Genomic DNA, 18,285 nt, shown 5'->3' with positions numbered 1-18,285 from the left:
TTGGAAATAGTTCCATAAATAGCTAAACATTATTAGCCATCAAGATTAACACTACAACATTAATTAATAATCATTAATTGATAAAATTTTAAAGCAACTTGTCAAGACCCCAACAATATTAATGTGTGACTAGGTGCTTTTTATTATCTCATAATAATGAACTTTAAGGGCATAATAATGGTAAGTGAACCATCAGATTTACCCATCATATTTTTTTTAGCTGCACTGGCAGTGTTGATGTTAGGGTTCTATTGGTTGCGACAGAAAAAGAAATATGAATCTCTAATTTCATATCGTCAAAAGCAAATAGATGAAAACCCTATTGAAGTAATCTTTGAGCAACTTTCAGCCCAGTATAAAGAAATTGAAGGTCATATAGAACATGGGCTAAAGGAATTCAATTCTCTTAACGAATGCATAGCACAAATAAAGAGTCTTTCAAAATTCATTGATATTGGCTTGCCACCACCTACATTTAAACTAGGTGACAGCGAGTCCTTAAAAGAGAACATTAAAAAATGTAGGGATGAACAGTATAATTGCATAGCCAGAGGAAATGCTACTGATGCAATATCAAACTGGACTTTCTTTGGTAGTAAATCAGATGGTACAAAAATGACTGGTGATTATCGCTCACTATTACTAAAAGCTTTTAATGCAGAGTTTGAAACAATACGAAAAAAAATGCGTATTAATAGTTATGACGTTGCTTTAAAAAAGCTATATAGATTAAATGAACAACTAACTAAATTAGGCGAGACAGTCGGTGCATATATTACAACTCAGTATCTTGATTTTAAAGTTAAAGAGCTTACCGTTTGGCATCAAGAGCTAGTTAGACTTGAAGAACTTAAGCAGATAAAGAAAAAACAACAGGCCGCACTCAGAGCACAAAAATCATCTGGTGATGATGTAGATGAACTGGATGAGGAGATTGGTGTAACAGAATCACAATTAAGAAAAGCACAAAGAGCGGCAGAAAAACTGGCCGGTGAAGAGCGAGCTAGAATGCAGTTACGCATTGATGAGATTGAGGAGGAAAAAAAGAGGCTGGAAGAGAAATACTGTCGCGCTATTTCACAAGCCCAATTAACCAGAGCCGGCTATGTATATGTGATTTCCAATCACGGTAGCTTTGGTGAGGATGTTGTTAAAATTGGTATGACACGACGCTTAGAACCAATGGATCGAGTCATTGAACTAGGTGATGCCAGTGTCCCATACAAGTTTGATGTTCATACCTTGGCGTTCGTTGAAAATGCACCAAATGTGGAAAAAACTCTGCATGAACTTTTTTCTGAGAACCGAGTTAATAAAGATAATCTCAGAAAAGAATTTTTCATTACCGATCCCAAAACAGTTAAAGAAGCAATGGAAAATATGGGGATTGAATCTGATTGGTACTTTGAGGCTGAAGCAAAAGAGTTTCGTGAGAGTGAGCTAATACGATCTACATTACACGCTCAAACAGGAAATATGAAACTTTCTTCCACATTACCTGCAAGTATCTAGGATAAAAATCATGTTGATTATTAGCATAATCAGTTTCACCCTAGCTGTAATATTTTCTTTTTATCTCTATAAAAATCTAAAAAAATTAAAGCCTACTTATGATGAGCTTGATCGTCATTTTGCTCCTATTGAAAAAGAAAAAGCCAAACTGGGGGAGATTGCAGCTAAATACCGATTACTTCAGCAAGACTATCAACGTGGTAGAACTATACTACAGTCTCAAGAAGACTTAATCAGCCAGTATGACATAGGTATAGGGACTGTAGATCATGTAATGTATAAAACTTCCAAGAACTCAACCAGTTTAGATACACTAAATACTAGACTCACCAAAGTTCAGGATGAAGCCAAAAAAATGGTAAAGGATAAGCAAGCTTGCATCTGTACCTTAGGAGATGACCTAGCTGTAAATAACAGCAAAGCAAAAGCGAGAACTCTGATTAATCGTGAAATAAAATTGCGTCTTAGATGCTTCGATAACGAGGTTGACGCAGCAATTTCATTAGCAGATTGGAATAATATTAATCGCTTAATCAGTCGCGTTCGACGTAGCTTTGACGAAATTAATGACTGTGGAAAAATAATAAAAACTCAGATTCAAAATCCCTACCTTTTACTAAAGCTTGAAGAGTTGATGCTTTCCTATGAGGTAGAGAAATTGACAACAGACATAAAGGAAAGCGAACGGGAAGAAACTAGGATAAGAAATGAAGCCGAGCGTGAGGAAGCAAAGATCCAGTCTGCGGCAGAAAAAGCGATAAAGAACAGGGAGTTGATGGAAAGACTAATTCAAAAAGAATTGAGTAAGCTTGATTCGGCTACTGAGGAACAGCGTGAATTGCTGGCAATGCACCAGCAGGAGCTAGAAATCCTAAAACAACGTGAGAAAAGAGCCGTATCTATGGCACAGCTTACCCGATCTGGATATGTCTATGTTATTTCTAATGAAATGTCTTTTGGCTCTGATGTAGTCAAAATAGGCATGACTAGGCGGGTAGACCCATACGACCGAGTCCGTGAGTTGGGTGATGCTTCCGTACCGGATACTTTCGATGTTCACGCGATGTTTTACTGTGACGATGCACCTGCTTTGGAAGCGTCACTACATCAGAAATTTGCGCATGCTAGGATAAATTTGGTCAATAACAGGAAAGAATTTTTTAGAGTTTCACCAGACGATGTAATTACCGCAGTTGAACAGAATGGTATTGAAGTGCTCCGAGCAGCGTAAAACTATGTAATCCCAATTTCAATCAATAAAAAGGCGATCATCTGGTCGCCTTTTTAATTTCTATCGCTTTCTAATCAGCAAACTCACCGAGCCGATCGCTTGGCACCACTCCCTTTGGCCGCAGGTTTGCCACCCTGAGTGGCGGGTTTGACACTCGGATTGGAAGAGCCGGCGCGGGTCGGGGCCTTACCCTTATGGGCGGGTTTCCCCTGCCCTGCGGGCTTGCCCTGACCTGCGCCCTGCGCGGCAGGTTTGCCGTTGCCAGCCCCTTTGCTGAGCTGGGAGCCTACTGGCTTGCCATTGCCCGCCTTGCCGCCCTTGCTGGCGGCTGGGGTGTCGTTGCGAGCCTTGCCTTGCGAGGCGGCAGCCACTGCGCCCTTACCGCCAGCAGCCTTGTTGCCAGCGCCATTGCCACGCTGATGAACGATATTGCTGTGGCGCGTCAGGGCCGGTTTCAGCCCCTTGTTGATGCTGCGCGAGGCCACCGCCTCGCCGCGACCTTCCGGCGGCACCAGGCAGTTGGGGCCGTTGCCGATCAGGTGACCCTTGCCCATTTCCAGCAGGGCCTCGCGGATCATGGGCCAGCCGGCCGGATCGTGGTAGCGCAACAGCGCCTTGTGCAGGCGACGGCGGCGTTCCCCTTTCACCACGAACACGTCCCCGCCCTGGCGGCTCACCTTGTTGAGCGGGTTTTTCTCGGTGTAATACATGGTGGTGGCGTTGGCGAGCGGCGACGGGTAGAAGTTCTGCACCTGATCCAGCTTGAAGCTGTTGGTCTTGACCCAGAGCGCCATGTTCACCATGTCTTCATCCGTGGTGCCCGGGTGGGCCGAGATGAAGTAGGGGATCAGGTACTGCTGCTTGCCCGCCTCTTTGGAATACTTGTCGAACAGCTCCTTGAAGCTGTAGTAGCTGCCCATGCCCGGCTTCATCATCTTGGAGAGCGGGCCCTCCTCGGTGTGCTCGGGGGCGATCTTGAGATAGCCGCCGACGTGGTACTTGGCCAGCTCCTTGATGTAGCGCGGATCTTCCACCGCTATGTCGTAGCGCACGCCGGAGGCGATCAAGATCTTCTTGATGCCCTTCACATCCCGCGCCTTGCGATAGAGGTCTATGGTCGGGGTATGGTCGGTGTCCATGTGCGGGCATATGGTCGGCCAGACGCAGGAGGCGCGGCGGCAGGTCTGCTCGGCCTTGGGGCTCTTGCAGCGCAGCTTGTACATGTTGGCGGTGGGGCCGCCGAGATCCGAGATGACGCCGGTAAAGCCAGGCACCTTGTCGCGGATCTCTTCGATCTCTTTGATGATCGACTCTTCCGAGCGGCTCTGGATGATGCGCCCCTCGTGCTCTGTGATGGAGCAGAAGGAGCAGCCGCCGAAGCAGCCACGCATGATGTTGACCGAGGTCTTGATCATCTCGTAGGCCGGGATCTTCTCCTTGCCATAAGCCGGGTGCGGCACCCGCTGATAAGGCAGGCCGAACACACCGTCCATCTCGTCGGTTTCCAGCGGGAAGGCAGGCGGGTTGACCCAGACGATGCGATCGCCGTGGGCCTGGGAGAGCGCGCGGGCGCAGCCCGGGTTGGTTTCGTGGTGCAGGATGCGCGACGCGTGGGCGTAGAGCACCTTGTCCTCTTTGACCCGCTCGAACGCCGGCAGCTTGACGTAGGTCTTCTCCCAGGGTTTCTGCTTGGGCGGCTGCACCAATACCGGCTTGGCCTCCTGCGCCACCGGCGCAGTGCCCTCGTCGTCACTGCAGGGCGCCCCTTCCATATAGGGGTTCATGATGGGGTCGATGCGGCCGATCTGATCCAGCTTGCTCGAATCCACCCCGCGCCACTCGGGCAGCGGTTCCTTGCGGATCACGGCGGTGCCGCGAATGTCCTGCATGGTCTCCATGGTCTCGCCGTTGGCGATGCGGTGCGCCACCTCGATCAGCGGCCGCTCGGCGTTGCCATAGATGAGGATGTCGGCCTTGGCATCCAGCAGTATGGAGCGACGTATGGTCTCGGACCAGTAGTCGTAGTGGGCGATGCGGCGCAGCGACGCCTCTATGCCACCTATGACCACCGGCACCTCTTTGAAAGCTTCTTTACAGCGCTGGGTATAGACCAGAGTCGCGCGGTCGGGCCGCTTGCCGCCTATGTCTCCCGGTGTGTAGGCATCGTCGTGGCGCAGCTTCTTGTCGGAGGTGTAGCGGTTGATCATGGAGTCCATGTTGCCCGCCGTCACCCCGTAGAAGAGGTTGGGCTTGCCCAGGCGCATAAAGTCATCCTTAGATGACCAGTCCGGCTGGGCTATGATGCCGACCCGAAAGCCCTGGGATTCGAGCATGCGGCCTATGACCGCCATGCCGAAACTCGGGTGATCCACGTAGGCGTCACCGGTCACCAGGACTATGTCGCAGCTGTCCCAGCCGAGCTTGTCCATCTCCGCTCTGGACATGGGCAGGAAGGGCGCAGTGCCGTAGCACTCGGCCCAGTAGCGGGGATAGGAGAAAAGGTGGGTAACCGGCTGCATTTTGAACACCTGGAACAATTCGGGTCGCGCATTATACCGGCAGAGCGAAGCGGGGGCGATGGCTTTTTGCCCCCACAGAGCACGAGGAAAAGGCGAGCCAGTGACGGGCTCGCCTCAATAACGCGGGTTCAGCGGGATCAGGCCAGGACGCGGGCCAGCACTATGCGGCTGTAGTGGCGCTGCAGCAGCTGATAACCACCGAGCAGGCACCAGACCAGCGCCGGCGCCAGGAAGATGGGGTGGGTCGCGAGGCGCAGCATCAGCAAACCCAGCAGGATCAGCGCGAACGGGCGGCTCTCGTAGAGCCACAGCGGCCAGCCCTGCTTTCGCACCACTGGCTTGTCGGGGCGACGGTAGGCACTGCGTCTGAACCAGGCCAGGGATCCGGCCAGATAGAATGCCAGTCCGGCCAACAGCAGGCCCGGATGATCGGCAACCCCCAACAACAGCAAACCGCTGCCCATATAAGCGAAGGGCAGCGGTTCATAGATAGCAGATGGCAACATAGCTCACCTCAGCGTTAAAACTGGCTACATATTAACCGCACGCTGGGGTGATGCCATCTGCTTTCTGCGTCTTTCACCTATATGGGTGTAGGTATCAGGCCGCCGGTTTGTCCTGACTCTTGACCGCCGACTGGGCCGCCAGCGCCTGGTCCACCAGCAGATCCCGCGCCCCCGTCATGCCCGCCCGTTTGGCCAGCAGATGATAGATGGCAGGCACCATCACCAGGGTCACCAGGGTCGCCAAGGATAGCCCGAAGAAGACCACGGTCCCCACAGCCATCCGGCTCTCATAACCCGCCCCCATGGAGACCATCAGCGGCACGGCGCCGATAATGGCGGTCAACGAGGTCATCAGTATGGGGCGCAGACGGCGCACCGAGCCGGCTATGATGGCCTCATCGAAGGCCTCGCCACGCTGGCGCAGCTGGTTGATGAACTCCACGATCAAGATGCCGTTCTTGGTCACCATGCCGATCAGCATGATCATGCCGATCTGGCTGTAGATGCTCATCTCCTGCCCCGTCAGCCAGAGGCCGAGCAGACCGCCGAAGATGCCGAGCGGTACCGTCACCATCACCACAGCCGGGGTCAGCATGCTCTCGAACTGGGCCACCAGCACCAGATAGACCACCAGCAGGGCCAGCGCGAACACCATCACCATCTCGCCCTGGTTGTCGCGATAGTCCTTGGACTCGCCGGCGTAATCCACCGTCATGCCGCTCGGCAGATTGGCGCTGGCCCAGCCGTCGAGGAAGTCCAGCGCCTCGCCCAGGGTGCGATCCGGCGCCAGATCGGCGGTCAGGGTCACCGCCTTCTGCCGCTGGTAGTGGTTGAGCCGCTGCGGGCTCGCCACCTGGGTGACGGTCGCCAGGGTGGAGAGACTCACCATCTCGCCACTGGCGGCCTTGAGATAGATGCGGCTGAGATCGGACACGCCGTTGAAGTCGCGCTGATTGGCGCGCAGATAGACGTCGTACTCCTCGCCCCTGTCCACATAGGTGGTCTGGCTGACGCCGCCGAGCAGAGCCTGCAGCGAGCTGGCCACGGTCGACACCGGAATGCCGAGCTGGCTGGCTCTGTCTCTCTCTATGGTCACCTGCAGCTCCGGGGTCTTCTCGGCATAGTCGAGGTCCGGCGTCACCATCAGGCCGCTCTGGGCCGCCGCCTCTTTCAGGGCCAGCCCCTGCAGATAGAGCTCGGCATAGTCCGAGCCCTGCAGCACGAACTGCACCGCCGCAGTGGAGCCGCCGCGAAAGCCCGGCTGGAAGGTGCGGATCATCACGTCGGGAATGCCGGCCAGCCGCCCGCTCAGGGACTGGGCAAACTCGGTGGCGGTTTCATCCCGCTCGGCCCAGTCGGTGAGCTGGATGATCGCCATCCCGGTCTGATCGCCGCCACGACCGAAGGCCGGGGTGCTGAAGCTCATGGCCTGCACCACCCCCTTGCCCAGCAGCGGCATGATGGCCGCCTCCACCTGCTGCATGTTGCGCTTCATCCGCTCTATGCTGGTGCCCTCGGCCCCTTTCACGAACACATAGAGCACGCCCCTGTCCTCAGTCGGGGTCAAACTGGTGGGCAGCTGGCCAAACAGGGCGCCGATGCCGCCGAGGCAGAGCAGCAGCACCAGCGGGGTCCAGGCCGAGCGGCGCAGCACCCAGCCCAGCAGATTGCGATAGTGCTTCTCCACCCAGCCGAGGCCGCGATCGAGCGCAGCCGTCAGCACGTTGGGCTTGTCGACCGAGCGCATCAGCCAGGAGCCCATGGCCGGGGTCAGGGTCAGCGCCACCAGGGAGGAGAAGAGCACAGCCAGGGAGAGCAGGATGGCGAACTCGGTAAAGAGCCGCCCCACCATGCCATCCATGAAGGCGATGGGCACGAACACCATCACCAGCACGGCCGTGGTTGCCACCACGGCAAAACCCACCTCGCGGGTGCCGTGCCAGGCCGCCAGCAGCGGTGGCTCGCCCCGTTGCAGGTGGTGGTGGATGTTCTCCACCACGACTATGGCGTCATCCACCACCAGACCGATGGCGAGAATAAGAGCGAGCAGTGTGATGAGGTTGATGGAAAAACCGAGATACCAGGCGCCGATGAAGGCCGAGATGAGCGACACAGGTACGGTAATGGCCGGGATCAAAGTGGTACGCCCCTGCCCCAGGAACAGGTAGAGCACGGCCACCACCAGCACGGCGCAGATGGCCAGCGTCTCGTACACCTCGTCGATGGCCTGCTTGATGAAGATGGTGGAGTCGTAGTCAATCTCCAGGGTGGCGCCCTCCGGCAGGAAGCGCTGCATCTCGGCCATCTTCTTCTCGACCCCCTGCGCCACCGCCAGCGGGTTGGCGGTGGACTGGGCCACTATGCCTATCCCCAGGCTCTCGCGGCCGTTGCGCTGATAGGCGCTGTCTTCGTTCTTGGCGCCCACCTCCACGTCGGCGATATCCGCCAGGTAGATGCTCTGGCCGTTGTCGGCGGTGCGCACCTGCAAGGCCTGAAAATCGGCGGCCGTGTGGTAGAGACGGGCGATCTGCACCGCCATCGTCATGCTGTTGTTGCGAATTTCGCCGCCCGGCAGCTCTATGTTTTCCCGCTTGAGGGCGTCCTGCACGTCCGCCACCGTGATGCCACGGGCCGCCATGTCGGCGGGGCGCAGCCGCACGTACATCACCTGGGTCAGATCGCCGGAGAGGGCCACCTCGCTCACCCCGTCCACCAGACTCAGAGGGTCGACCAGCACGCGGTTGGCGTAGTCCGTCATGGCGGTACGGTCCATCTGGGTGCTGCTGAAGTTGAGCCAGACCGCCACGTCGCCGTTGCCGTTGTCCTTGGTGACCATGGGTTCATCCACGTCATCCGGCAACCTGGGGCGGGCGCGGGAGATGGCGTCACGCACATCCGAGGTGCCCTCCACCATGTTCCAGCCAAGCTTGAACTCCACAGTGATGACGGAGCGCCCCTTGCGGGTCACAGAGTTGATGTTCTTGATGCCGCTGATGCCGGAGAGCTGATCCTCGATGGGCTTGGTGACCTGACTCTCCATGACGGCGGGCGCCGCCCCCTCATAGGTGGTGGAAATGGAGACGGACGGGATCTGCACGTCCGGCATCTCCCGCACCGTCAGCTTGCTGAAGGCCACCAGACCGAACACGGTCAGCAGGGCGCTCACTACCACCGCCACCAGCGGGCGGCGGACAGAAATATCGGAGAGCCACATCAGCCTTTTACCTCCGCCAGATCGTGCACGCTGGCACCGTCACGCAGATTGACCAGCCCCTCGACTGCGATGCGATCGCCGACCTTCAGGCCCTCGGTGACCCACACCTCCTCGCCATGGGTATCCCCCAGCACCACGGGCACCCGCGTCACCCGACCGTCCGCCTCCAGGCGATAGACGAAACGTTGCGCGCCGGCATACTCCACCGACTGGGCCGGGATCAGGGTCATCTTCTGGGGTGGCAGGGAGAGCTCGACGTTGAGCAGCATGCCGGGGCGCAGCTGACCATCGGGATTGGGAATGATGACGCGCGCCTTGATGTTCTGGGTATCGTTGGACACCCGACTGTCGAGGGTCTCCAGCACGCCGCTGAACGCTTGATCCGGCCAGGCCGAGCTGGTCGCCGTCACCGCCATGCCGGGGCGCAGCAGGGAGAGATAGCGCTCTGGCACCGCCAGATCGAGCCGCAGCCTGGCCAGCTCATCCAGATGGAGCAGGGTATCGCCGCTGTTGACCAGGGCCCCTTCACTCAGATCGATCAGGCTGACGGTACCGTCAAACGGTGCCTGCAGGGTGCGCAGCGACAACTCATACTTGGCCGCATCGGCGCGGGCCTGGGCCTGGGCCACTATGGCCTCCTGCCCTTCCAGCTCTGAGGTGGTGATGGCACCGCGCGCCACCAGCCGGCGCATGTCCCGCAGCTTGCGGGCCTCGTCGCGCACGCTGGCGTTCTGCTCCGCGAGCTCCGCCAGCTGCTTGCCCGTATCCAGGGCGATCAGGGTATCGCCCCGCTTGACCTGCTGGCCGGAGCGCACCGCTATCTTGACGATGCGGCCTGTCACCTCGGGGCTTATCACCACGGAGCGATTGGCCGCCAGCTTGCTCACCAGCTTGATGGTGGGTTCGGCCAGGCTCTGCTTGACCGTCTGCGCCCTGATATTGACCTGGCGGGGCTGGGGTTTGCTGGCAGGTTCGTTGTTACGGTAATACCAGACACCCGACATCAGCAGGGAGAGACAGGCTATCGACAGCCACATACGCATTTTCATCAAGCAATCCATGAAATTAAGAGAAAAGGGGGCACTTCATCAATGATGGGTACAATGTTACCCCCTGACTATGCCGTGACTATGTATAAATGTGACAAAACGTAACAGGAGCGGTGGAAGATCACCTAAACCGGATCCACAGGAGACGTTCCTGACAGTTCTGCCCTACACTGATGAACCGAACCGCCCAGACCCAACCCCACCGCCTATGCCTGCACCAAGTCCCTCTCTCGTCACACACAAGCTGCAATGGCTGCTTGGCGCCATCGTCACACTGCTGCTGACCCTCACGATTCATCAGACCCTGAAACATGTCACCGAACTCTATGAGCGCGACACCCTCAACACGGCCGCCCGCTTGCGATCCCAGTTTCAGCAGATGGAGACCTTTCTCGAGGCCATGCGCGGCCAGGCCGAGGAGCGACTGCGCAGCAATCCGCAATCGGCGCTGACCCGCCAGCTCTATGGCGCCCTGCAAGCCTCGCCGGAGAGGGGGTTTTCGCTGGACAAGGTGCCCGGCAACCTGCCCGAGGGGCTCAGCGGCAATCTGACCGGCCTGGGCCAGCTGCCCGCCCGGGGCAGCGAGCGGGAAGCCAGACTGCACCTGGCGCTGAGCCTCTCCCCCCTGCTCTCCACCACCAACAAGCTGCTGGGGGACAAGGTTGCCTGGATCTACTTCACCGGGGTGGATGACTTCATCTACCTCTACCCCTGGATCCCCTCCAGCCAGTTTCGCTTTCATCGCGCCATCTATCTGAAATCCTACTGGCAGGATGCCCTGAAACAGCAAAATCCCAGCCAGCGCGCCATCGTATCGCGCCCCTACGAGGACTTTGCCGGGGAGGGACAGATGATCTCACTGTCGCAACCCATAGTGAAGGATCAGGTGCTGGTGGGCGTCATCAGCATAGATGTGCTGCTCTCGCGGCTCGAACAGCTGCTGGATGAGTCCACACCCGGCATCGGCAGCCTGTTTCTGGTCAATCAGCATCAGCAGATCCTGGCCAGCAATCATCAGGGAGCTGACTTTGTCCCAAAGTTCCAGGCCGAACGGGATAGCTACCAATGGCGCCAGGGCGCCTTTCAACTGGTTCACGCCATTCCCGATACCGGGCTCACCCTGATCCATCGCATCCCGCTGCTCTCCCTGTTGCAGGCCCTGCTCTGGCAATCGGCCCCGACCCTGATCGCCATCCTCTTCATGGTGCTGGCGGCGCTCTCCAGCCTCAAGTCCCACCGCCTGAACCGGCAGCTGGACTATCTCTCCAACCACGATGCCCTGACCGGCGCCTTCAATCGTCACTACTTCGACGAATTTGAACAGGCCCGTGCCCATGCCAGGGCGCGCGGCGTCGGGGTGATCATGTTCGATTGCGATCACTTCAAGCTGGTCAACGACCACTTTGGTCACGAGGTCGGCGATCGGGTGCTTATCCAGCTGGTCAGGCTCTGCCAGGGCCAGACCAGAAAAGAGGATGCCCTGATCCGCTGGGGTGGCGAGGAATTTCTGCTGCTGGTTGCCAAGGGGTCCGAGCCGCTGGATCAGCTGGCCGAGCGGTTGCGCCTGCAGATAGCCCGCCATCCGTGGGGCGAGATTGCGCCCACCCTGGCGGTCACCGTCAGCCTGGGCTATCACCACTGCGCCCCCGAGACACAGCTGCAGGAGGCGATCCGCCGGGCGGACGTGGCCCTCTATCGGGCCAAGGCCAACGGTCGCAATCGCAGCGAACGCTGGCAGGATGACGGCGCAAAAAACACCGGGTAAGCTGAACGCCTCACTCACCTCAGGAGAGACAAAGTGTCACGAAAACCCCGCGTGGGATTGGCTCTGGGCAGTGGCGCTGCCCGAGGATGGGCGCACATCGGCATCATACGGGCGCTGGAGCGGCTCGGTGTAAAACCGGATCTGGTGGCAGGCTGCTCCATCGGCAGCTTCGTCGGCGCCGCCTATGCCGCGGGCGAGCTGGACAAACTGGAGTCCTGGGTGCGCGGCTTCAGCCGGCTGCAGGTGGTCGGCCTGCTCGATCCCGCCCTCTCCGGCGGCCTGTTTCGCGGTGAAAAGGTGTTCGGCATCGCCGCCAATCACTTAGGCGATCCCGCCATCGAGAGCCTGCCGCTGCCCTTCGCCTGCGTCGCCACAGAGCTCGATACCGGTCGCGAGATCTGGCTGCAACAGGGGCCGCTGCGCCAGTGCGTGCGCGCCTCCTGTGGCATGCCCGGCATACTGACCCCCACCCTGGTCGAGGATCGCTGGCTGGTGGATGGCGCCGTGGTCAACCCTGTGCCCATCTCGCTGGCCCGCGCCATGGGGGCCGAGGTGGTGATCGCCGTCAACCTCAACGCCGACATGCACCAGCCCTGGACCGACGAACCGGACGAGCCCGTCAGCGGCAACCGCTTCAGCCAGTGGTTCAACCGGGGTGAGGGCCCCAACACCCCCGGCATGTGGAGCGTGATGACAGGCTCCATCAACATAATGCAGGAGCGCATCACCCGCGCGCGGATGGCGGGGGATCCCCCCGAGATCCAGCTCTGCCCGCGCCTTGGCAGCTTCTCCATCATGGACTTTCACCGGGCGGGCGATGCCATCAACGAGGGGGAGGCCTGTGTCGAGCGCAACGTGGAGCAGCTCAAGGAGGAGCTCTCCCGCCTCGGTTTGATATGACGCCGGGTGCCACCCTGATGAGCCCATAAAAAAAGAGCGCCAACGGCGCTCTTTTTGCTTTCTTGCGGCAGGCAAGCCATCAGAACAGCCCCAGCCCCTTGAGCATGACGATCAGGATCAGCAGCGGCGACACATAACGAATGATGAAGAACAGCGGCTTGAGGATGGCCAGCTCCAGTTCACCGCCGTTGGTCAGCGCCTCCTTCATCCGCTCAAAGCCCCACACCCAGCCCACGAACAGGCAGAGGAAGATACCGCCAAGGGGCATCAATACGTTGGAGGAGACGAAGTCGAACAGGTCGAAGAAGGTCTTGCCGGCGATCTGCACCTCCGCCAGCGAGCTGTTGGAGAGCGCACAGGTCGAACCCACCGCCCCCAGCACCAGCAGGTTGAGCAGGGTCGCCTTGGGGCGGCTCATGTGGAAACGCTCGGACACCACAGAGACAGGCACTTCCAGGATGGAGAGCATGGCGCCCGTCGCCGCGATGGCGGAGAGCACGAAGAACAGCACCATGAACAGGTGACCGAACGGTATGCTGGCAAACACAGCCGGAATGGTGATGAACAGCAGGGAGGGGCCGGCGGAGGGCTCGAACCCGAAGGCGAACACGGCCGGGAAGATGGCGATCCCCGCCAGCATGGAGACGAACAGATCGGCGCACATCACCCGGAAGGTGGTGAGCGGAATGTTCTGATCATCCCGGAAGTAGCTGCCATAGGTCATCATGCAACCCATGCCGATGGAGAGCTTGAAGAAGGCCAGCCCCATGGCGGTCAGCACCACACCGGCGGTGATCTTGGAAAAGTCCGGCGAGAACAGAAAATGCAGACCCTGGCTAGCGCCCGGCAGGGTCAGACTGCGAATGCCGATCACCAGCAGCAGGATGAAGAGCACCGGCATCAGCTTCTTGGTGACCGCTTCGATCCCCTTGGAAACCCCCATCAGCAGTATGCCCCCCATCAGCGCCAGCACCAGCCATTGCCAGAGCAGGCTCTGCAGCGGGTTGGTGATGAGTGCATTGAAGGCCGCGCCCGTGACCGCAGGGTCGGTCGACAATATCTCGCCGCTGATGGCCTTGAAGATATAGGCAAATACCCAGGCCGCCACTTCGGAATAAAAGGACATGATGAGGAAAGCCGCGACCACTCCCATCAGGGCGATCAGCCACCAGGGCTGTCCCTTGGGACCCAGCTTGCTCAGGGTGGTCACCGCATCCGCCTTGCCCTTGCGACCCAGCATGATCTCGGAAATCATCACCGGCAGCCCCACCAGCAGGGTGGCAATCACATAGACCAGCAGAAAACCGGCGCCGCCGTTTTCACCCGTCAGGTAGGGAAATTTCCAGATATTGCCCAGCCCGACGGCTGAACCCAGGGTGGCGGCAAGGACACCGAATTTACTGGTAAAGCCATCTCTGGCCTGGGGAAGGATTTGACTCATGCTTGTCTCACTGTGCGCATCATGCGAAGGATAACCCTGATTTTAGGGCAGGAATTTTCTGAGGATTAATCCGACTTGCCAAGGTATTTTCGTGAAAAGCCTTGGTGAGAGCACACTTAGCCAAATTTAATTAAATGAAGTGGTTATTTGATGGATAAAAAAATGCCGCCTCAATGGCGGCATTTTTGTCAAAGCCCAATTAAATCAAGCCTTGGCAATATCGTCCGGACCGATCTGGCCAATTTCGGCGACTTTCTTGTCAGCCAGCAGCCAGAGGGTGAACTTGTGCAGCTCAGGGTGGTGAGCCAGTGCCACCAGGAAGGCGCCACCTACTTCACGATAACCCAGTTCATAGTTCTTCAGGGTGGTCGGGGGAACGCCCAGCAGATCGGCAAACTTGGGACGGCTCAAACCGACCGCTTCACGGATCTGACGGATCTTCTTACCAACAGTTACGATATTTGAATTCATATTGTTCCATACTCCGTACGGCGGATTGACTCCACCTTTATTTTTCGCGACGACTCGTAGTCAAGTGTATCAGTTTTGAACGGACTCGTTATGGTCGAGCCTCTATCTTTAATCAGCGTCTTTCGACGACAACCCTTGCAAACATCGGGGATGGTAATCGCTCAACCGCCTCAGGTAAACAGTCTCGAAAAGAAACCTTTATTGTTGCTGCAGGAATAACTCGTATAATCCGCCAGCTATCCCTAAAGAGTAGGAACTCATGGCGCTCCCCGGCATAATCTCCTGTTTACACCCAGTTTCAACACCTGCAGAACTCACCCGCCAGTTGATGCAAGGCCAGCAGACACGCGCCGAAGCCTTCTGGTTGCCGGCCGCCATGCATGAGCAGGCAGCAGCGGTTTTGACTGCGCTCGATGACAAAAGCAGCCTGTTTCTCGAACAGCCAGTGGCGGGGCTGACCCTGCGCAGTCACGATGGCGTCTTGCAACAAGACGGACATCTGCTGCTCGACAATGGCCACCGCCTTGCCCTTGCCAACGAGCAGGGCGACGGCGGTCTGGTACCCGAAAGCGGGCTCGCCGAGATGGCACTCTGGCTGGAAGCGGGTCACCGCCATTTTCGCTGTTCAGCTGCGGTTCAGCCCGTGGCACGGGCCATCCTCAATATCTGGCCCCTCGATCCCTACCTTGCCCGTCATTTTTTGCTCAGCTTCACACCCTTACTGTGCGAAGCAACCCAGGCCGATTATCTGGCGGTGTTCCAGGCGAGGGAATCTCCCTCCATGGCGCAACCTGACTGGGTTCAGGCCTATATGAAACTCGAAAAGAAGCTGCACAGAGCCTATTTGGATCACTAATTAATTTGGATAAACAGCCAGTTATCCACACGACACAATTTGCCATATGGCTTATGTGTGAGCTTGATCATGTTTTGAAATCGGCATAGAGTGCGCCACGTCATCGGAATGACATCGGCTGTTCGTGAAGGGTTGAAGGCATTGCTTACGCTGCCACCCGCTCGCTTTGTGCACCAGGAATGTGTGCCTCCCGGATGGAACCGGGATCCCTGCCAGACTCAACGCTGTTGTTCGGCAGAGCCTGCAGCTTACATAAATTAAAAAGTGCGAAGCACGTGAACAACGTGCCATCTCAACGAGGATTTTTTTATGATGAAAATGGCTCCTTCCCTGATCGCCATCGCTATGGCTGCCATGGGTGCAACTGCAGCTCACGCCGCTGACGACATCTACTTCGGTGCCGGTGTCGGTGCTGCCCACTTCAACGGTCTGAACAAGATCGAAGGCGTGAACACTGGCGAAGAAGACGCGGCTGCTGCCAACGCCTTCGTTGGTTACAACTTCACCGAGAACTTCGGTACCGAATTCGGCTACCAGTACGCTGGCCGTGGCAACACCGATGGCAACCGTTACGAAAACCAGGGTGCCACCCTGTCCGGTATCGCTCGTCTGCCGCTGGGCGGCGACTTCTCTGCCTTCGCTGAAGGCGGCGCCTACTGGGCTCACACCGACGGCATGGGCACCAGCGATACCAAAGTATCCCCGCTGGCTGGCCTGGGCGTGACCTACAAGGTCAACGACGCGCTGGATCTGCAAGCTCGCTACCGCTACATGTGGGACGTGGCTGACCTGCACGCCGACGACGTACGCTACAAGTCCAACCAGAGCGTTGCGACCCTGGAAGCCGTATACCACCCGTTCCGTTCTTCCTACGTAGCGCCGGCTCCGGCTCCTGTTGTTGAAGAAGCTCCGGCTCCTGCCCCGCAGGTTGTCGAGAAGAACTTCGCGCTGAACTCCGACGTGCTGTTTGCCTTTGGCAAAGACAGCCTGAAGCCGGAAGGCGTTGCAGCCCTGAACGGTCTGTATCAGCAAATCGTTGAATTCCAGCCGAAAGATGGCAACGCTGTTGTCGTTGGTTACACCGACCGCATCGGTTCCGACGCTTACAACCAGAAGCTGTCCGAAGCCCGTGCCCGTACCGTTGCCAACTTCCTGGTGAGCAAAGGTATGGCTGCCAGCAAGGTTGCAGTAGAAGGTCGTGGCGAAGCCAACCCGGTTACTGGCACCAAGTGCAACGCCGTCAAGGCTAAAGCTCAGCTGATCTCCTGCCTGGCCCCGGATCGTCGCGTAGAAGTTCGCGTCTCTGGCGTACAAGAAGTTCAGCAATAATCTGACTCTGTTCAGATGATGCGAAAAGGGGATGCCACGGCATCCCCTTTTGTTTTCCCGCTTGCCATTGATTGATGGCAAACGCAGCAAGACGCGACACTTTCTGTCAAACCCTCTCCCCCGCCGCACGGCCTGCTTTTTCGCTCCAACCCGCACTACCGCTGGATATCTGTACAGAAACTTGATCAAAGCGAGTCAAAAGAATACAGTAACCCCGCTTGTAAGGTATTGGATGAACTATTAAAAGTGCTTCTTGTCCGGTTAGTTGTCCATGAAGCCAAGACTTCATGAGTATCCAGGAACCATCTCTTTTTTCATTCAAGCCAGCCGTGGTTCACCATGGAGGTCGCAGCTGAATTGTCACTTGTGACCGGTATAACTGAAGAGTGCGCAGTACGCCCTAGCACGGCAAACTCAACGAGGATAAAACGATGAAAATGAAAATGGCACCCGCCCTGATTGCTCTGGCCATCGCGGCCATGGGAACTTCCACCGCTCAGGCAGCCAACGACTGGTACACAGGTATCGGCGCAGGTTGGGCTTATGGCCACGACCTGAACGACTTTGGCAAGGACGCTGACAAGGACGCCACCGCGCTCTCCCTGTTTGGCGGCTACAACTTCACCGAAAACTTCGGTGCCGAACTGGGCTACCTCTACGCCGGCAAGGGTGGCGTCGATGGCGTTGACTTCAAGACCCAGGGTGCCACCCTGTCCGGTCTTGCCCGTCTGCCGCTGAACGACATCTTCTCCGTGTTTGCAGAAGGCGGCGCCTACTTCAACCACGTCAACGGCAACGGCAACAGCGACAACGGCACTGCGCCGCTGGCCGGTCTGGGCCTGACCGCCAAGCTCTCCGACCTCATCGATGTGCAAGCCCGCTACCGCTACATGTGGAACCTGGGTGATGAGCAGAAGACCTGGGAAACCAACATGAGCGTGGCCACCCTGGAACTGGTGATGCACCCGAACCGCACCTCTTATGTTGCCCCTGTCCCGGCACCGGCGCCCGAGCCGGTTCCTGAGCCCGTGGTCGTCGACAAGAACTTCGCCCTGAGCTCGGACGTGCTGTTTGCCTTCGGCAAATCCACTCTGAAGCCGGAAGGGGTTGCCGCGCTTAATACCCTGTATCAGCAGATCGTCGACGTGCAGCCGAAAGATGGCAGCGCCGTGGTCGTTGGCTACACAGACCGCATCGGTTCTGACGCCTACAACCTGAAGCTGTCTGAAGCCCGCGCCCGCACCGTGGCCGACTTCCTGGTCGGCAAGGGTCTGCCTGCCGGCAAGGTCGCCATCGAAGGTCGTGGCGAAGCCAGCCCGGTCACCGGCACCCAGTGCAACGGCATCAAAGCCAAGGCACAGCTGATCGCCTGCCTGGCCCCGGATCGTCGCGTTGAAGTGCGCGTCACCGGCGTACAGGAAGTGAAACAGTAAGTCACTCAGGTGACATAGAAAGGAGGCCTGATGGCCTCCTTTTTTATGGCTCTGTCCCA

13 protein-coding genes are annotated in these 18,285 nt (G+C 57.6%); 7 read left to right on the top strand and 6 right to left on the bottom strand.

The window, feature by feature from the left end; translation table 11 throughout:
- Nucleotides 1-177: 177 nt before the first annotated feature.
- Together BN1118_RS20880 and BN1118_RS20875 are read left to right on the top strand one after the other, a co-directional pair.
- Entirely contained in the window at nt 178-1,512 is a 1,335-nt protein-coding gene (locus tag BN1118_RS20880; protein ID WP_167336098.1) for an SNIPE associated domain-containing protein, read from the top strand.
- 10 nt (nt 1,513-1,522) lie between these two features.
- Nucleotides 1,523-2,743, top strand: a complete 1,221-nt coding sequence (locus BN1118_RS20875; protein ID WP_084213955.1) for an SNIPE associated domain-containing protein — start codon at nt 1,523-1,525, stop codon at nt 2,741-2,743.
- An 83-nt stretch (nt 2,744-2,826) separates the two neighbouring features.
- Here BN1118_RS20875 and BN1118_RS00380 read toward each other — a convergent pair whose 3' ends face one another.
- The 4 genes from BN1118_RS00380 to BN1118_RS00365 form a co-directional block, all read right to left on the bottom strand.
- Nucleotides 2,827-5,262, bottom strand: coding sequence for a YgiQ family radical SAM protein (locus BN1118_RS00380; protein ID WP_043554095.1), 2,436 nt, complete (start codon nt 5,260-5,262; stop codon nt 2,827-2,829).
- A 137-nt stretch (nt 5,263-5,399) separates the two neighbouring features.
- Entirely contained in the window at nt 5,400-5,768 is a 369-nt protein-coding gene (locus BN1118_RS00375; protein WP_043134620.1) for a hypothetical protein, read from the bottom strand.
- A gap of 94 nt (nt 5,769-5,862) precedes the next feature.
- Entirely contained in the window at nt 5,863-8,982 is a 3,120-nt protein-coding gene (locus BN1118_RS00370) for an efflux RND transporter permease subunit (RefSeq protein ID WP_043554045.1), read from the bottom strand.
- Entirely contained in the window at nt 8,982-10,031 is a 1,050-nt protein-coding gene (locus tag BN1118_RS00365; RefSeq protein ID WP_052449137.1) for an efflux RND transporter periplasmic adaptor subunit, read from the bottom strand. The genes BN1118_RS00370 and BN1118_RS00365 overlap by 1 nt, the downstream gene beginning before the upstream one ends.
- A 208-nt stretch (nt 10,032-10,239) precedes the next feature.
- Here BN1118_RS00365 and BN1118_RS00360 point away from each other — a divergent pair, with 208 nt between their 5' ends.
- Both BN1118_RS00360 and rssA read left to right on the top strand, forming a co-directional pair.
- A complete protein-coding gene (locus BN1118_RS00360) occupies nt 10,240-11,796 on the top strand; it encodes a sensor domain-containing diguanylate cyclase (RefSeq protein ID WP_043554041.1) in 1,557 nt (518 codons plus the stop codon).
- A 33-nt stretch (nt 11,797-11,829) separates the two neighbouring features.
- A complete protein-coding gene (rssA, locus tag BN1118_RS00355; RefSeq protein WP_043134615.1) occupies nt 11,830-12,696 on the top strand; it encodes a patatin-like phospholipase RssA in 867 nt (288 codons plus the stop codon).
- Nucleotides 12,697-12,775: 79 nt separating this feature from the next.
- Here rssA and BN1118_RS00350 read toward each other — a convergent pair whose 3' ends face one another.
- Together BN1118_RS00350 and BN1118_RS00345 are read right to left on the bottom strand one after the other, a co-directional pair.
- A complete protein-coding gene (locus tag BN1118_RS00350) occupies nt 12,776-14,137 on the bottom strand; it encodes a sodium-dependent transporter (protein ID WP_043134613.1) in 1,362 nt (453 codons plus the stop codon).
- Nucleotides 14,138-14,341: 204 nt separating this feature from the next.
- Entirely contained in the window at nt 14,342-14,608 is a 267-nt protein-coding gene (locus BN1118_RS00345) for a helix-turn-helix domain-containing protein (RefSeq protein ID WP_005298604.1), read from the bottom strand.
- Between the two features lie 259 nt (nt 14,609-14,867).
- Between BN1118_RS00345 and BN1118_RS00340 the strand changes: the two genes are divergently transcribed.
- The 3 genes from BN1118_RS00340 (at nt 14,868) to ompAII (ending at nt 18,226) form a co-directional block, all read left to right on the top strand.
- Nucleotides 14,868-15,464 (top strand): hypothetical protein, encoded by a 597-nt coding sequence (locus BN1118_RS00340; RefSeq protein ID WP_043554039.1) that lies wholly within the window; start codon nt 14,868-14,870, stop codon nt 15,462-15,464.
- Between the two features lie 309 nt (nt 15,465-15,773).
- The gene (gene ompA, locus BN1118_RS00335) at nt 15,774-16,793 is read left to right on the top strand and encodes a porin OmpA (RefSeq protein WP_042873650.1); all 1,020 of its coding nucleotides are present in this window, start codon (nt 15,774-15,776) and stop codon (nt 16,791-16,793) included.
- A gap of 431 nt (nt 16,794-17,224) precedes the next feature.
- Nucleotides 17,225-18,226: a porin OmpAII gene (ompAII, locus tag BN1118_RS00330; RefSeq protein ID WP_043134609.1), complete on the top strand. Its 1,002-nt coding sequence runs from the start codon at nt 17,225-17,227 to the stop codon at nt 18,224-18,226.
- Nucleotides 18,227-18,285 lie beyond the last annotated feature (59 nt).

Origin of the sequence: Aeromonas bestiarum (assembly GCF_000819745.1) — a bacterium.
GTDB classification, from domain to species: domain Bacteria; phylum Pseudomonadota; class Gammaproteobacteria; order Enterobacterales; family Aeromonadaceae; genus Aeromonas; species Aeromonas bestiarum.
The sequence above is the reverse complement of the archived record's forward strand: the minus strand, read 5'-3'. Positions and strand labels throughout refer to the sequence as shown.

What these genes read in the sequence shown, in the direction of transcription:
- BN1118_RS20880 (WP_167336098.1), top strand. Translation starts at nt 178, where the DNA reads ATGGTAAGTGAACCATCAGATTTACCCATCATATTTTTTTTAGCTGCA.
- BN1118_RS20875 (WP_084213955.1), top strand. Translation starts at nt 1,523, where the DNA reads ATGTTGATTATTAGCATAATCAGTTTCACCCTAGCTGTAATATTTTCT.
- BN1118_RS00380 (WP_043554095.1), bottom strand. Translation starts at nt 5,262, where the DNA reads ATGCAGCCGGTTACCCACCTTTTCTCCTATCCCCGCTACTGGGCCGAG.
- BN1118_RS00375 (WP_043134620.1), bottom strand. Translation starts at nt 5,768, where the DNA reads ATGTTGCCATCTGCTATCTATGAACCGCTGCCCTTCGCTTATATGGGC.
- BN1118_RS00370 (WP_043554045.1), bottom strand. Translation starts at nt 8,982, where the DNA reads ATGTGGCTCTCCGATATTTCTGTCCGCCGCCCGCTGGTGGCGGTGGTA.
- BN1118_RS00365 (WP_052449137.1), bottom strand. Translation starts at nt 10,031, where the DNA reads ATGAAAATGCGTATGTGGCTGTCGATAGCCTGTCTCTCCCTGCTGATG.
- BN1118_RS00360 (WP_043554041.1), top strand. Translation starts at nt 10,240, where the DNA reads ATGCCTGCACCAAGTCCCTCTCTCGTCACACACAAGCTGCAATGGCTG.
- BN1118_RS00350 (WP_043134613.1), bottom strand. Translation starts at nt 14,137, where the DNA reads ATGAGTCAAATCCTTCCCCAGGCCAGAGATGGCTTTACCAGTAAATTC.
- BN1118_RS00345 (WP_005298604.1), bottom strand. Translation starts at nt 14,608, where the DNA reads ATGAATTCAAATATCGTAACTGTTGGTAAGAAGATCCGTCAGATCCGT.
- BN1118_RS00340 (WP_043554039.1), top strand. Translation starts at nt 14,868, where the DNA reads ATGGCGCTCCCCGGCATAATCTCCTGTTTACACCCAGTTTCAACACCT.
- ompA (WP_042873650.1), top strand. Translation starts at nt 15,774, where the DNA reads ATGATGAAAATGGCTCCTTCCCTGATCGCCATCGCTATGGCTGCCATG.
- ompAII (WP_043134609.1), top strand. Translation starts at nt 17,225, where the DNA reads ATGAAAATGAAAATGGCACCCGCCCTGATTGCTCTGGCCATCGCGGCC.